At 53.7% G+C, this 15,231-nt stretch carries 11 protein-coding genes; 6 read left to right on the top strand and 5 right to left on the bottom strand.

All coding sequences use genetic code 11. The annotated features are described in order from the left end of the window. Positions 1 to 126: 126 nt before the first annotated feature. The 5 genes from EVJ21_RS15460 to EVJ21_RS11050 form a co-directional block, all read right to left on the bottom strand. The gene (locus EVJ21_RS15460; RefSeq protein ID WP_016507944.1) at positions 127 to 294 is read right to left on the bottom strand and encodes a hypothetical protein; all 168 of its coding nucleotides are present in this window, start codon (positions 292 to 294) and stop codon (positions 127 to 129) included. A gap of 1 nt (position 295) precedes the next feature. Beyond that, positions 296 to 499, bottom strand: coding sequence for a YwbE family protein (locus EVJ21_RS11065; RefSeq protein ID WP_016508010.1), 204 nt, complete (start codon positions 497 to 499; stop codon positions 296 to 298). Positions 500 to 563: 64 nt separating this feature from the next. After that, complete coding sequence (locus EVJ21_RS11060; RefSeq protein WP_131490541.1) at positions 564 to 896, bottom strand: hypothetical protein; 333 nt, start codon at positions 894 to 896, stop codon at positions 564 to 566. Positions 897 to 944: 48 nt separating this feature from the next. After that, on the bottom strand, positions 945 to 2,600 hold the full coding sequence (locus EVJ21_RS11055; RefSeq protein WP_131490629.1) for a glycoside hydrolase family 13 protein: 1,656 nt from the start codon (positions 2,598 to 2,600) through the stop codon (positions 945 to 947). A 168-nt stretch (positions 2,601 to 2,768) separates the two neighbouring features. Beyond that, positions 2,769 to 3,524 (bottom strand): alpha/beta hydrolase, encoded by a 756-nt coding sequence (locus EVJ21_RS11050; protein ID WP_131490539.1) that lies wholly within the window; start codon positions 3,522 to 3,524, stop codon positions 2,769 to 2,771. A 387-nt stretch (positions 3,525 to 3,911) separates the two neighbouring features. On the opposite strand from EVJ21_RS11050, the gene EVJ21_RS11045 reads away from it, so the two are divergent. The 6 genes from EVJ21_RS11045 (at position 3,912) to EVJ21_RS11020 (ending at position 15,116) form a co-directional block, all read left to right on the top strand. Continuing rightward, positions 3,912 to 7,418, top strand: coding sequence for a chitobiase/beta-hexosaminidase C-terminal domain-containing protein (locus EVJ21_RS11045; RefSeq protein WP_131490538.1), 3,507 nt, complete (start codon positions 3,912 to 3,914; stop codon positions 7,416 to 7,418). A gap of 98 nt (positions 7,419 to 7,516) precedes the next feature. After that, positions 7,517 to 8,722 (top strand): NAD(P)/FAD-dependent oxidoreductase, encoded by a 1,206-nt coding sequence (locus EVJ21_RS11040; RefSeq protein ID WP_131490536.1) that lies wholly within the window; start codon positions 7,517 to 7,519, stop codon positions 8,720 to 8,722. A 51-nt stretch (positions 8,723 to 8,773) separates the two neighbouring features. Continuing rightward, a complete protein-coding gene (locus tag EVJ21_RS11035; RefSeq protein ID WP_131490534.1) occupies positions 8,774 to 9,424 on the top strand; it encodes a hypothetical protein in 651 nt (216 codons plus the stop codon). Positions 9,425 to 9,526: 102 nt separating this feature from the next. Continuing rightward, positions 9,527 to 11,611 (top strand): heparinase II/III family protein, encoded by a 2,085-nt coding sequence (locus EVJ21_RS11030; protein ID WP_131490532.1) that lies wholly within the window; start codon positions 9,527 to 9,529, stop codon positions 11,609 to 11,611. 112 nt (positions 11,612 to 11,723) lie between these two features. Then, positions 11,724 to 13,733 carry a catalase gene (locus tag EVJ21_RS11025; RefSeq protein WP_131490531.1) on the top strand — a complete coding sequence of 670 codons (2,010 nt, stop codon included), beginning with the start codon at positions 11,724 to 11,726 and terminating at the stop codon, positions 13,731 to 13,733. A 126-nt stretch (positions 13,734 to 13,859) separates the two neighbouring features. Further along, positions 13,860 to 15,116, top strand: a complete 1,257-nt coding sequence (locus EVJ21_RS11020) for an MFS transporter (RefSeq protein WP_131490530.1) — start codon at positions 13,860 to 13,862, stop codon at positions 15,114 to 15,116. The last annotated feature ends 115 nt before the right edge of the window (positions 15,117 to 15,231 follow it).

The raw sequence follows: 15,231 nt of genomic DNA, 5'->3' as shown, positions 1-15,231 counted from the left end.
TGATTTAAGGTTTCACTTTTTTTAAAGAAGCTTCATCTGCATGACTTCAACGATCGCCATTTCATTGATGCATCTCCTGATTGACCCCAACAAAAAAACAGTCGCTCGCATGAGCAACTGCTTGGTTTATACGCCGGTCCGTTTCTTCTGGTTGTTCGGCTTTTTCGTCAACTGGTTCGTCAACGGTTTTTGCTTCGTCCCACGAAGTCCTGTCGGCACTTTCGTTTCGTTCTGTTTCTTCTCGGCGAGTTTTTGCTTCATCGCCTCTTGGAAACTCAATTTCTTTTCACTCATATTATTCACCTCCAGCTTCGATCACTTTTACCCGACCGACCTGTCCATCGTTTAAGCGTACTTTAATGCCGTGCGGGTGACTCGGCGAGTTCGTCAAAATGTCTTTGACGACGCCTTTCGTCAACTTCCCGCTCCGCTGATCTTGTTTCAGGACGATCTGGACGTGGAGTCCTGGGCGAATGTCCGCGCGTTTCTTACCATCCATACCCGACACCCCTTTCCGTATAGTCAACCTCTATCATATGCTCTTTTCCCGCATTTGTCACAGTCTATTCAAACGGTCCGATCTGACCAAGCGTTTTCGTCAAATAACTTTGATCGGTCACAAACGTCGTCACGCCTTGTCCCCACGCGATTGAGACATCGACCCGTCCCCTGTTGAACGCAATCGTTAAAATCGTCCGGCCGCTCTCATTTTGAAGTTGGGCCTTACCACTCAATTGCTCATACGCCTCGGTAAGGTCTCGTCCAAACGAGACATAGTCAGCCGTCCGGACCATTTCTGCGTCGCGAGCGAGGACGAGTTTTAGCGTCGTACGATTAGCCTCAGCAATGATGAATCGAACCGTGACGTCGTCGTTCCCGAGTTCGATCTGATGCATACTGATCCCCTCCTAAAAGACACCTCCCGAATGGAAGGTGTCTCGTCATTATAAGCGATATAACCGGGCTTCAAACGGCTTCAGCATGAACGTGTCTTGCTCGATCGGTTCCGGGTCCACCTCATTCGTCAAGACGAGCGTCGCCTCGTCAAGACCAGGCAGCGTCGTCTCGGCCGGATTCGCCGTCAAGTTGACGAGCACATAAAAGCATTGTTGCTCGAACTTGCGCTCATACGCGAATACTTGCAGATGTTCCGGCAAGAGATCACGGTAACTTCCATACGTGAACGTCTCCTCGGCTCGGCGTAGACGGATCATCGCCTTGTAGAACGACAGAATCGAGTTCACGTCTTTAGACTGTGCTTCCACGTTCAACGTCTCATATTCGGCATGGATCGGCATCCACGGGGTGGCTGACGAGAAGCCGCCGTGCGGCGAGGCGTCCCATTGCAACGGCGTCCGGACGTTGTCGCGTGACGTCCCCCACACGTGTTGCATCGAGTCGATTTCACTCATCCCGTTCGCGATCCGTTCGAAGTACTCGTTCTTTGTCGCGACGTCATCGTAGTCGTGAATCGATGGCAACGGCACGTTCTTCATACCGATTTCTTGCCCTTGATAGATGAACGGCGTCCCGTGCATGAAGAAGTACATCATCCCGAGCGCGGTCGCACTCTCACGCCAATAGTGGTTCTCGTCCCCGACGAGCGAGACGGCACGCACCATGTCATGGTTCTCGATATAGAGGGCGTTCCACCCTGTTTCAAGCAACCCTTGTTGCCACTTGTCAAAAATAAGTTTCAGTTCGACGACGTCAAGCGGGGCGAGCCGGGACTTGCGCATAATATCGACGTGGTCGAAATGGAACGCCATGTTCATCGCCCCGTTTCCAGGTCCCATCCACAGGTCGGCCGCTTTCGGCTCGATCCCGTTCGTCTCGCCGACCGTCATGATATCGTACTTGGCGAACGTCTCGCGCTTCATCTCTTGGAGATACTCGTGGATCCCCTCGATATTTGAATACATCGAGAACGCCGTGACGTGACGTTTGCCATCCAGGGAAGGCAACATCGTCTCGGTCGGCATCTTTTTAATGTGGCTGATCGCATCGACCCGGAACCCATCGATTCCTTTATCGAGCCACCAGTTGATCATATCGTAGACCGCACCGCGCACTTCTTCATTCTCCCAATTCAAGTCAGGCTGTTTTTTAGAGAACACGTGAAGGTAGTGCTGCTCGGTCGCCGCGTCATATTCCCAGGCCGAGCCGCCGAAAATACTGGCCCAGTTGTTCGGTGGCTCGTCTTCTGATCCGTCTCGCCATATATACCAATCCCGCTTCGGGTTGTCTTTCGAACTTTTCGATTCGACGAACCATGGATGTTCGTCTGACGTATGGTTGACGACGAGGTCTAGCAATAGCTTCATCCCTCGCGCATGGACCGCGCTCAGCAACGCATCGAAATCTTCCATCGTCCCGAACTCTTCCATAATGTCTTCGTAATCGCTGATGTCATAGCCGTTGTCATCGTTCGGTGATTTGTACATCGGACAGAGCCAGATCACATCGATGCCGAGGTCTTCCAAGTAATCAAGCTTTTCGATAATGCCACGGAGGTCGCCGATGCCGTCCCCGTTCGAATCTTTGAAACTGCGTGGGTATATTTGATAGGCGATGGCTTCTTTCCACCATGCCCGGGCGATGCCTTGCTTCTCACTTTGTCTGAACGCCGTCTCCATACGCCAAATTCCTCCTAAGCCTACGATTAGTATCAATGAAGGTACATACCACTGTTTGGGTAAATCTAATCTTACAATATCATTAGTGCAAGCGTTTGCAAAGAAGTGCAAATAAAAATGCAGTCTTAGAGACTACATTTGTTCAACCGTCGTCACTTGTTCACAGAACGTACCGATCGCGTCGGCTAATCGACCGCGATCATGGTCCATCGTCGCCACATGGTACGATTGCTCCAAAACGATACGCTGCTTCGGCGCCTGAATCTTGTCATACAACCACATCGAATCTTCCGGCGGGACGACGTGGTCGACAGCGGAATGGATGACGCACGTCGGAACTACTACGTCCGACACACGAGGCCGAACTTCCTCGATCAAAGCGAGCAATTCGCGAATGGCCGACGTCGGTACTTTGTCGTAGACGATCTCATACACGTCATTTGCATTGATATCCGGCTCGTCCTCGTCGATGAAGCGACAGACGTCGTCAGCCGCATGACACGCGTAGCCCGGTACAGACAACGCCGCGTTGATCGTGATGACGGCGTCGGCAAGGCCGGCGAGCGCGGCTTTCAAGGCGAGCGTCCCGCCCATCGATTGTCCGACGACGATGACGTGGCGACATCGCTCGCGCAAGAAGCGGATACCTGCTTCCATGCTCTCATACCAGCACTTGCTCGTCGAACATCTAAAGTCCTCGGGGTCGGTCCCGTGCCCCGTCAAGCGAGGGGCATACACCGTGAAGCCCTTTTCCATCAAGTCGATCCCGACATCGCGCACGCTTTGTGGTGTCCCATTAAAACCGTGACATAATAATATCCCGGTTTGATTCCCTTCATAATAAAACGTCCCCGCTCCCGGGATGACCGGATAAGTAGTCGTCGTCATTCGTTTCCTCCCTATTAATTCACAGTTAACCGATACACTTAATTTGTATTAATGAATTGTAAGAGTTCATGGCCTTGTCGTCAACCTAAAAGGGAAAAATCCAAAAACTCATTACCTTGTCATCGAAATGTAATATGAACTTCGTGAAAAGGAGATTGAGTTCTGACGTCTGCTTGGTTATGTTTAACATGTAGTTGCAAAGTTGGTAAATGATAGTCAAATACACCAATCGATGGAGTCGTAACGAGCCATTTTCATAGACACCAGTCGATTAATGTAAGCGCTATCATTTCTTGTATTGACTAGGAGGGGGCTAAACGCTCAACAAGTGACCAAACGAATTGGGAAATCGTATCGGCCATCTACATACCAAAGGGAGACTACAACATGGGGAAACCAAAAGCACGTTCACTCAAACAAATGACCGGCCTCGCTTTATCAGCCGGACTGATCGTCAGCAGCATGACGCCAATCGCGGCAAACGTACAAGCCGAAACGTTGAACGCAGCAGACTTATTCATCTCGGAGTATATTGAAGGCTCAAGCAACAACAAAGCGATTGAATTGTTCAACGGAACCGATTCAGCCATCGACCTCTCTGCCTACAAGCTCGAACTGTATTCAAACGGCGGGACGGCTCCTGGCACGACGCTCAACTTGACGGGGACCCTCCAACCGGGTGGCACGTATGTCATCGTCAACGGCAGTGCGAGTGAAGCGCTCAAGGCAAAATCAAATGCGACGAGCGGCGTGACAAATTTTAACGGTGATGACACGCTCGTCTTGAAAAAAGGTGACACTGTGCTCGACGTCTTCGGTCAAATCGGTGTCGACCCGGGCACAAAATGGGGAACAAGCGTCGCAACCGCTGACCAGACGTTGATTCGTAAAGATACGGTCACGACCGGAGATGCTAACGGTACGGATGCGTTCGACCCAGCGGCGGAATGGAACTCACAACCAATCGATACGTTCACGAACCTCGGGTCGCACACGTTCCAAGGTGTCGTATACGGCGATGGCGGAACGGTAGAACCACCGGCGCCAGTGGCACCAATTTCGATCAATGATGCCCGCACGAAAGCTGAAGGCGAGACGGTCACGATTAAAGGGGTCGTCACGGCAAAACTCGCCAATACGATTTCAATCCAAGACGCGACAGGCGGCCTCTCAGTCCGTCCGACATCACTCGCGGTCAACGTCGGCGATGAAGTCGTCGTCACAGGTGCGATCGGTTCATACCGTGAGCTCCTTCAATTAAACAATGCGGTCGTCGTCTCGAAACAAACGGCGAGCGTCCCAGCTGCGCAAGTTCTCACAGGCGAACAGATCAATGAGGACGTCGAGTCTGAACTCGTGACCGTGAAGAACGTCACACTAACAGGCAGCGGTCAGAACTTGACGGCGACAGACGGAACGAAGGAATTTGTCGTCCGTGACGAACGCGGCGTTCTCGATTTACAGACGGACGTCAACTACGCATCAATCACCGGGATCGTCCAACAGTTCGACAACACCTATCAAATCATCCCACGTGATGCGGCTGACACAGCCATCGACCCGACGGTACTCCGTCCGGCAACGGCGAAGCCAGGCGCAGGAACGTTCGTCGGGCCACAAGACGTGACGCTCTCGACGACGACTGCGGGCGCTGAAATTTACTACACGCTCGATGGGTCGGACCCGAAAGTGAACGGGACGCTCTATACGGCACCTGTTCGCATCGACGCAACGAAGACACTCAAAGTCACCGTCAAATCAGGCGATGCGTTCAGCGCTGTGACAACGTACGACTATAAGATCACGGACAAGATCCGCATCCATGACATCCAAGGCGCGAGCCACACGTCACCGATGAACGGCCAAACGGTCGAAGGCGTCGAAGGAATCGTCACGTACACGTTCGTCTCGATGGGTACGACTTATTACTACATTCAAACACCGGACATGGAAGCCGACCAAGACGCACGCACGTCAGAAGGCATCATCTTGTACGGCGGACGTTCGATCGCCGGCATCCAAGTCGGTGACCTCGTCAGCGTGAAAGGTGTCGTCAGCGAATACGCGATTGAAGGGTATAGCGATCGCCAACAGACGGACATGAAGATGACGCAAATTGATACGCGTAACGGCAGTGTCAGTGTCGTCAAGAGTGATGTCACACTCCCGACGCCAGTGAAGATTGACGAGTCGAACTTGCCGACCGAGTTTATCGACAGCGACGCCCTCGCCGTCTTCAATCCAGACAAAGACGCCATCGATTTCTGGGAAAGCCTCGAAGGGATGCGCGTCGAGACCGGAAATCTCAAATCGGTGTCGCCGCAACAAAACGGTGACCTCGTGACCGTACTCGAAAGCACGCCTACCGAGACGTTCAACGGAGGAATCCTTTTGAAGAAAGATGACGCAAACCCGGAACGTATCCAGTTCCGTCTCGAACCGAACGCAGAAGCGCGTGAGTTCGATGTCGCGACCGGTGACCGTTTCAACGGACCAATCGTCGGTGTCGTCGGTTATTCATATGGAAACTACAAAATTCAAGCAGGTCTCGATGAGATGAAAGCTGCCTTTGTCAAAGGTGATGCTAAGCGTGAGACGACATTCATCGAGGCAGAAGAAGACAAGTTGACGATCGCTTCTTACAACCTCGAGAACTTCTCGAACAACGTGAAGGAGACGTCGGACGAGAAGGCGCTCAAACTGGCGAAAGCGTTCGTCGAAGAGTTGAACAACCCGGACATCATCGGCGTGACCGAAGTTCAAGACAACAACGGTCAAAGCACAGGAGATGCTGCAGCTGACCAAAGCTATCAACGCTTGATCGATGATATCGTCTCGATCGGCGGCAAGTCGTACAAGTACGTCAACATCGATCCGGAGAACAATCAAGATGGCGGCGCACCGAACGCCAACATTCGTGTCGGCTTCTTGTACAATCCGGAACGCGTCTCGCTCACGGAAGGCATCCCTGCTGGTGACGCGACAACGGCCGTCGGTTACGAAAACGGCAAGTTGACACATAACCCGGGCCGAATCGCGCCACTCGACCCAGCATTCAACAGCTCACGTAAGCCGCTCGCGGCCCAGTTCGACTTCCAAGGTGAGAACGTCGTCGTCATCGCCAACCATTGGAACTCAAAAGGCGGCGACACCGGCTTCTTCGGTTCACAACAACCAGTCGTGCTCGGCAGTGAAGTGCAACGGAAAAAAATCGCACAACTCGTCCACAACTTCGTAGCGGACGTGAAAGCCGATAACCCGGATGCGAACGTCGTCGCTCTCGGTGACTTCAACGACTTCGAGTTCTCAGACGCGCTTCAAATCTTCAAAGGTGACTTGATGACGAACATGGTCGAGAAAGTACCTGCCGTCGATCGTTACTCATACGTCTACCAAGGCAACTCGCAAGTGCTCGACCACATCCTCGTGTCGAACCGTTTGGCCGCTACGACCGAGATTGATATGATCCACGTCAACGCCGACTTCACAGAGATGTCAGGCCGGGCCAGTGACCACGATCCGGTCCTCGCGCAAATCGACCTCACACCAGAACCCGTTGTCGATGTGAAACGTTACACGGTCGAGAACAATAAGGCTGCCCGTCTTGTCCTTCAAGACGACTACATCGGCGTGACGATCGGTAAAGGCACGAACTTTAAGAACGGCATCTTCGTGCGCGGCGTTTACACGGAATTGACGGGTGACCCGCTCAAGAACGTCGTCGTTCAAGTGAAGCCGAAACAAGCCGGTGCCATCATCGATTTCAAAGGCGCGACCGTCAAAGAAGTCATCGTCGACGGAACGAACCTTGCAGAAATTCGTGGTGCCGAGAACGTCAAACGCATCACGTATACGAAAGGCGCATCTGCTAAAACAGTTGTCGTCAAAAAATAACGAACGCTACCGCAGACATCTCGTCTGCGGTTTTTTGCGTTTTCAATCTCAAAATTCGGGGATTAAGAAGAAGATGCTGATTATCGGAGGATGACGTCATGGAAATGCACAACGGGAACTTATATTGGCCGATCACTGAGTCGGAACAGATCGTCTTACAAAAGCCGATCCAAAAAGAACAGTACGACGTGCTCGTCATCGGAGCCGGCATGTCCGGCACATTGACGGCTTACACGCTTTATAAGGACGGCATCGACTTCGCCGTCCTCGACAAAGGGAAAGTCGGAGCCGGAAGCACGGCGGCGAACACTGGGCTCATCCAGTATTCAAACGACATCATGTTGCATGAGCTCGCTGATCAGATCGGGGAAGTCGATGCCGTCCGCTTCTATAAATTATGTAGGGAGGCGGTCGATGCGCTCGACGAGGTCGCCGAGACCGTCGATGCAAAAGACGTCTACATCCGACGCGACAGCCTTTGCTTCGCGAGCGAGGAGGCAGATGTCTCCAAACTGAAACGTGAATATGAGATGCTCACCAAGCACGGGTTTGACGCTGAATGGCTTGATCAAACGGCACTCCAAGACCGGTTCCCATTTGATAAACCGGCCGCACTGATCACAAAAGGCGATGCTGAAGTCAACCCGCTCACGCTCAGCCGTCAAGTCGTTCGCCACCTATCGATGAACGACGTTCCGATTTTCGAGGAGACGGACGTGACGGAAGTCGTGCCTGACGGAGACGGCTGGCTCGTGTTGACGCCTGAAACAACGTTCAAGGCTAAGCATGTCATCTTCGCGACCGGTTACGGGCCGGCACCACTGCTCGACACCCATCGCATCGAGCTCAATCGTTCCTACGCCATCGCGACGAACCCAATCAAGGATTTCAAGGATTGGGACGGGCAGGCGCTCATTTGGGAGACGAAACGTCCTTACCTGTATTTACGGACGACGGTCGATGGCCGGATCATCGCCGGTGGCCTCGACGAGGAAAAACCAGAGACACCTCATAGCGAGGCACTTATTCATAACCGGGCCGAGCGGATTCGCCAAGAAGTCGCGGCACTGTTCCCGATGTACGATTTGACAGTCGAATACGCTTGGGCAGCTCTGTTCGGTGAATCGATCGACCACCTGCCCTTCATCGGGGAACACCCGGACCGGAAAAACCTGTTCTACCTGCTCGGGTATGGCGGCAACGGTACGGTTTACAGCATGTTAGGTTCTAAAATCTTGAGTGATTTAGTGCGCGGCATCGACAATTCGGATGCCCGGCTCGTACGATTAGATCGGACGCGTTAATCCCCTGGCGATCAGGGGATTTTTTCATACATAAGATTGGAAGTGATAACCATGAAATCGAAACGACAACCGCAGTGGGTATATCGTCTGAGACGAGCACTGCTGCTCGTCCCTGCCATCGCGTTCACCGCTTACGTGTGGCCGAATGACCCGCCGAAACAGAAAGACAAAACTGAGCAGATGTCTCAGCACGAAGCAACTTATACGATTGAAGCGAGCAAACCGATACATGAAGATGACGCGGTCCGCTATGAATACGATGTCGTCGTCCACGGACGTCCTGACGTCGAGACGCTCCAGTCCATCAGCCATGACGTCATGAGTGAGGTGACCGAACGAGACACGTTCCAAGCCGCATTGATCCGTTTTTATGATCACGAGGCGTATATTGGCACGGACTCTCCCCTCGGTCAGGCCGTCTACGCGCCAGGAGGCGACTGGTCGCTCGCCGAGACGGTCGAGGCCGGCGACTACGACGACATGGTGTTCGGTTGGCAGCTTCGCGAGAAAGAATGGACCGGCCAACTATCTGAAGGCGAGGTACGTGTCTGGGAAGAGTGGAACAAGATTTACGAGGCGAAACAATCCAACGACCCTGATTTGAAAGCAAAAGTGACCCGGACCATCTCGACGAAATACGATCTCGAGCCTGAAAAAGTGCAGCATATCGTTTTGAAGCAGAGCGTTTGGGCAGCGTTGTGACACCTTTCGTTCACTGAACAAGCAGGACTTCCCTCCCCCAACGGCTAACTGTATGGGGCAGGGATTTTTTGCTGAATCGTGCTCCAGAAAGGACGACACTTTATGAGACGCTCCGTTATCGTCTTGGTTTTATTGTTCCTGATCAACATCAGTATTTCACCCGAAAACGTCGAAGCTGCGACACCAGCCCCATATCAAGTTAGCGTCTCCGCCGGCACCATACTTTATCAATTTTCAGGCAAGACACTCATCCCGAAGACGACGCTAAAAAGCACGAAAATATTTCGAGCCGTCACGACATCGGGTGCCTACTATCGCCTCGTTGACGGAAGAACGACCTGGTACGTAAGGAAGCAAGATGGACGACTGATTTCGACGAACCTATCGTTAACCGCGATTGCGGACTCGGCAAACACACGGCTTATTCACGAATACATGAGGACGCTGACGCGCGGACACATCCCCTACTATTACGACGAGCTTAAAGACTCGACTGCCATCGCCCGAGCCGACGCCGCCATAAAGGGGAATTGGTATATCCCATCACCACCCCATCAGTTGCGCGTCCCAAATATTGATACATATCGATTCGACAAGTACGTCCCAAACGTCGATTCAAACTCATTCAAGTTTCAAATCCACTATTTCACGACACTTAACCAACTGACGCAAGCTTACGCCGCCACCGGACAAGATGAGTATCTCCGTTACGGGAAGCGAATCATCTCGAGCTGGACGAAGCAATATCCGATTTCTGCCTATACGCGCCACCCATGGCCTTACCATGACCACGGTACCGCAATCCGTACGTTCCATTTGCTCAATTTTTGGAACGTATTCCGGACATCGCGCGTCAATACTGACCCAGCGTTCTCACAACTGTTTGCGAAAACACTTTATGAACACGCGACGCTCTTGGCGAAGACGAGCTTTTATAAACCGAATAACAACCACGGTATCTTTCAAGACATGGCGCTCTCGGCCGTTGCCGAGACGCATCGATCCTTTGACCGCTCTGCGGCTTGGCGAGGGCTCGCCACAACCCGCCTGACGAGACAACTGAACCATAGTTTAAGTGCGGACGGCGTCCATCTCGAACACTCACCCTACTATCAAATCTATCTATATGACACACTCGCCCGCTTCAATGATTGGGCGTCGGCGAACCGTTTTGAGCTGTCGAGTCGAATGCGTGACGTGAAAGACATGCCGGTGGCGCTCACGTATATGCTCAAACCGAACGGCACGTTGCCGATGTTCGGCGACACACCGTCCATCACCCACCGGACGAACGCCATCCCTTACATTGAACGGTATCCCCACCTCCTCTATGCGATGACGGGAGGCAAGGCCGGAGTGCAGCCTACGGTCAAGGCAGGCCGACTGTCCAACCAATACGCATTCTTCAGGCAACATTGGGGAGGACGCTCCGGACCGTTCCAAGACGCCGTCCAAGTGACGATGACGGCTGGTTACCATAGCAACATCCATAAACATGCTGACGACCTGTCCATCGACTTGTACGGTTACGGCCGCGATTTCCTAGTCGAGAGCGGACGTTATGCGTACACGAAGCGTCCTGAACGGAACGTCGTGCTCCAAGCCGCTGCTCACAATACGGTTCACGTTGCCGGGCAAAGCTTCCGATTGATCCCGAGCAACTTGCGACGAAGCCAGATCACGTCGGTCGGGACCTCCTCGATTCAGTGGACGGCTTCCGGGACGAGCCAATTGATCGGGAACGGCATGTCGCACACTCGGCGTCTCGCCTATGACCGTGACGGGACGGTGCTCGTCTATGACCGGGTCACGAGTCCGGTGACCGAATCGTTCGTCCAGCGGTTCCATCTCGGTGTCGGATTGCACCGGGTGGCGAGTGGCAGTCGATACGCTTACTTCAAAGACGCGGCTGGCCGCTCGCTCCATCTCCTGCAACTTGAGGTCGGCTCGATTCCAAAACTCGCCGTCGGGTCGAGCCACGTCTCGTACCGCGATTACGATTGGCAACAACGGAATCAAGTCGCGACAACGAAGCGCGGGAAAGGTGTGACGTACTTGACACTCCTTCACATCGGGGAAAAACCGACGAAAATCAGTTCCTACAAGATGGAGACGACCTCCCGCCACTATATCGTCCGATACACCTTATCAGATGGAACGACGAAGACGTTGTCGATGCTGCGCTAACCGACCCCCATTTTAAAATGGGGGTTTCTTCTCGTAGCGTTAGGGAAAAACCGTAAAGTAGGTCAATCACGGCTTACGTCGGGAGAGCATATACTTATGGGGAGGCAACATGATGGGGAATAAAAAAGAAGAACAGTTGAAACAACATACGATCGACAATGAACAAACAGCAGGACTGACGACGAACCAAGGACTGAAGATGGCGGAGGATGAGTTCTCGCTCAAAGCGGGGCTTCGGGGACCGACGCTCATCGAAGATTTCCACTTCCGTGAAAAAATGACGCACTTTGACCATGAACGGATTCCTGAACGAATCGTTCACGCGCGCGGCGTCGGTGCCCACGGAGAATTTCAAGTATACGAGTCACTTGCCGACTATACGAAAGCGGATTTCCTGAACGATCCTGCGAAAGTGACGCCTGTCTTCGTCCGCTTCTCGACGGTACAAGGTTCGCGTGGGTCCGGCGACACGGTCCGTGACGTCCGTGGATTTGCGACGAAGTTTTATACGGACGAAGGCAACTATGACCTCGTCGGAAACAATATGCCGGTCTTCTTCATCCAAGACGCCATCAAATTCCCGGACCTCGTCCACGCGGTGAAACCTGAACCGCACACGGAAGTCCCGCAAGGCGGGAGTGCCCACGACACGTTCTGGGATTTCGTCGGCCAAAACCATGAGGCGGCTCACCACGTGATGTGGGCGATGAGCGACCGCGGCATCCCGCGCAGCCTGCGCATGATGGAAGGGTTCGGCGTTCACACGTTCCGACTCGTCAACAAGGAAGGGAAAGCCCATTTCGTCAAGTTCCATTGGAAACCGAAGCTCGGTGTCCACTCGCAAGTGTGGGACGAGGCGCAAAAGGCCGTCGGGAAAAACGCCGACTTCCACCGCGTCGACTTGTATGAGGCGATCGATAAAGGCGACTACCCGGAATGGGAACTCGGACTGCAGATGATCCCAGTCGAAGACGAGTTCAAGTTCGACTTCGATATCCTCGATCCGACCAAACTGTGGCCGGAAGAAGAGATCCCGGTCAAACTTGTCGGGAAGATGACGCTCAACCGGAACGTCGATAACTTCTTCGCCGAGACCGAACAGGTCGCATTCCATCCAGGGCACATCGTTCCCGGCATCGACTTCTCGAACGACCCGCTCCTGCAAGGGCGCTTGTTCTCATACACAGATACACAGCTATCACGTCTCGGCGGACCGAACTTCCATCAGATCCCGATCAACAAACCGGTCTGTCCGTTCCATAACAATCAACGCGACGGCATGCATCAAATGTCGGTCCATAAAGGCCAGACGAGCTACCATAAAAACGCGCTCAACAACAATCAGCCGGCACCTGTGCCGGTCGACCAAGGTGGATTTGAGCATTACCAAGAGAAAGTCGATGGTCACAAAGTCCGTGGCCGCAGCGACAGCTTCCTCGACTTCTACTCACAAGCCAAAATGTTCTACAACAGCATGACCCCGGTCGAAAAGCAGCACATTCAAGACGCCTACAGTTTCGAGCTCGGCAAGTGTGAATCAGACATGGTGAAAGAAAATGCCGTCGACTTGTTGAACCGGATCGACCGTCACCTCGCCTCGGTCGTCGCCGACAACTTAGGCGTCGCACTGCCTGCCGAGAACAACGAAGTCGTCTCGGACAAAACATCGCCTGCCCTCAGCATGGCGGACACGATCTCGAAACCGGATACGAAGAGCGTCGCCGTCCTTCTCGCCGGTGATGTCGATGCCGCGCAAGTGAAGGCGTGGGTCCAAGCACTCGCCGACAAAAAAGTGAACTATAGCCTCGTCGGGAAGAAATCGTACACGCTCGGTGACCTCAAAGTGAAAGAGACGTACGATACGGTCGACTCGAGCCTGTTCGACGCCGCTTTCCTCGTCAGCGCCGCGAGTTCGGTCGAAGACGACGTCCTCGAGTTTATCGAGAACACGTATAAACACTTCAAGCCGCTCGCTTTGCACTTACACGATGATTCAGTGCTCGATCAGTGCCGCGTCAAGACGGACCAACCTGGCGTCTACACGTTCAAACAGCACAGTCTCGACGGATTCGACACGTTCATCGACGGGATTGCCAAAGCCCGGTTCTGGGACCGCGCTTGACGATTCACGAACAGAAGGACTCAACTCGGTATTTTCGAGTCGAGTCCTTTTTTGTCCACCCTTCTTTTCCACGCCTGCAAACGTTATACTAGGTGGGGTATAAGTTGATGGAGGAGGAATCGTGTCATGCGAAATAAGATTGATTCATATGTGACCGACACCGAGCAACAACGCCGTCTGTATAAACGGACGTTGTTCGTCGTCGTGCTGTCTCAAATTTTCGGGGGTGCCGGCCTCGCCGCAGGCATAACCGTCGGGGCGCTCCTCGCCCGCGACCTGCTCGGGACCGATGCGTATGCGGGTGTCCCAACGGCGCTGTTCACGCTCGGCTCTGCCGGCGCCGCGTTTCTGATCGGGATGATATCGCAACGGGTCGGACGCCGGTTCGGACTCGCGACCGGGTTCTTGACGGGATCCCTCGGTGCGTTCGGTGTTATCTTTGCCGCCGCGTTCGAGAGCGTACCGCTCTTGTTCGTGTCGCTCCTTATTTACGGGGCCGGGACGGCGAGTAACCTCCAGGCCCGTTACGCCGGAACGGATTTGGCGAATGCGACCGAACGGGCGACCGCGGTCAGTATTGCCATGGTATCGACGACGTTCGGTGCCGTCGCCGGACCGAACTTGGTCGAACCGATGGGGCGGGTTGCTGACGCCATCGGCATCCCGACGCTTTCTGGTCCGTTTTTACTCGCGGGAGCCGCCTACTTCGTGGCCGGTCTCATCTTGATCGTGTTTTTGAACCCTGACCCGCTCCTCGTCGCCCGAGCCATCGAATCGAAACGGAAGCAATCGACAGACGCGACGCAACGTCAACCCGAAGAAGTCCACTCTCGTCTTGGTGTGTACGTCGGTGCTTTCGTCATGGTGCTCAGCCAAATCGTCATGGTCGCCATCATGACGATGACACCTGTCCACATGCGGCAACACGGCCATGAACTGAGCGCGGTCGGTCTCGTCATCGGCTTCCATATCGGCGCGATGTATTTACCCTCGCTCGTGACCGGCGTGCTCGTCGACAAAGTCGGCCGTGAAATCATGGCCATCGCTTCCGGGGTGACGTTATTCTTCGCAGGCGTCGTCGCGGCGTTCGCACCGGCCGACTCGCTGTTCTTGTTGATCGTCGGTCTCGTCTTGCTCGGTGTCGGTTGGAACTTTGGTCTCATCAGTGGGACGGCCATCTTGGTCGATGCGACGACACCCGAGACGAGAGCGAAGACGCAAGGATCGGTCGACGTCTGGATCGCCTTGTCCGGCGCCTCGGGCGGCATGCTGTCAGGTATCATCGCCTCCCAGTCGAGCTATTTGACGCTATCACTGCTCGGTGGAATCGTTTCACTCGTTCTCGTACCGATCGTCCTCTGGTACCGCCACCACTTGATCTAATGAAAAACCGATCCGCTCACGCGAATCGGTTTTTCATGCACAATGCGTCGTCTCTGACAAGCTCTCATCAATTTGCTATACTCCTTTAGTTATGTTTACTAACTATTTAGGTTCA

Origin of the sequence: Exiguobacterium sp. SH0S2 (assembly GCF_004337185.1) — a bacterium.
In the GTDB taxonomy this organism is placed as follows: domain Bacteria; phylum Bacillota; class Bacilli; order Exiguobacteriales; family Exiguobacteriaceae; genus Exiguobacterium; species Exiguobacterium aurantiacum_A.
This window is presented reverse-complemented; position numbering and strand designations above follow the sequence as displayed.

Excerpts from the sequence above, each read along its gene's own strand:
- EVJ21_RS11030 (WP_131490532.1), top strand. The coding sequence starts at position 9,527 with ATGAGACGCTCCGTTATCGTCTTGGTTTTATTGTTCCTGATCAACATC.
- EVJ21_RS11050 (WP_131490539.1), bottom strand. The coding sequence starts at position 3,524 with ATGACGACGACTACTTATCCGGTCATCCCGGGAGCGGGGACGTTTTAT.
- EVJ21_RS11065 (WP_016508010.1), bottom strand. The coding sequence starts at position 499 with ATGGATGGTAAGAAACGCGCGGACATTCGCCCAGGACTCCACGTCCAG.
- EVJ21_RS15460 (WP_016507944.1), bottom strand. The coding sequence starts at position 294 with ATGAGTGAAAAGAAATTGAGTTTCCAAGAGGCGATGAAGCAAAAACTC.
- EVJ21_RS11040 (WP_131490536.1), top strand. The coding sequence starts at position 7,517 with ATGGAAATGCACAACGGGAACTTATATTGGCCGATCACTGAGTCGGAA.
- EVJ21_RS11060 (WP_131490541.1), bottom strand. The coding sequence starts at position 896 with ATGCATCAGATCGAACTCGGGAACGACGACGTCACGGTTCGATTCATC.
- EVJ21_RS11045 (WP_131490538.1), top strand. The coding sequence starts at position 3,912 with ATGGGGAAACCAAAAGCACGTTCACTCAAACAAATGACCGGCCTCGCT.
- EVJ21_RS11020 (WP_131490530.1), top strand. The coding sequence starts at position 13,860 with ATGCGAAATAAGATTGATTCATATGTGACCGACACCGAGCAACAACGC.
- EVJ21_RS11025 (WP_131490531.1), top strand. The coding sequence starts at position 11,724 with ATGGGGAATAAAAAAGAAGAACAGTTGAAACAACATACGATCGACAAT.
- EVJ21_RS11035 (WP_131490534.1), top strand. The coding sequence starts at position 8,774 with ATGAAATCGAAACGACAACCGCAGTGGGTATATCGTCTGAGACGAGCA.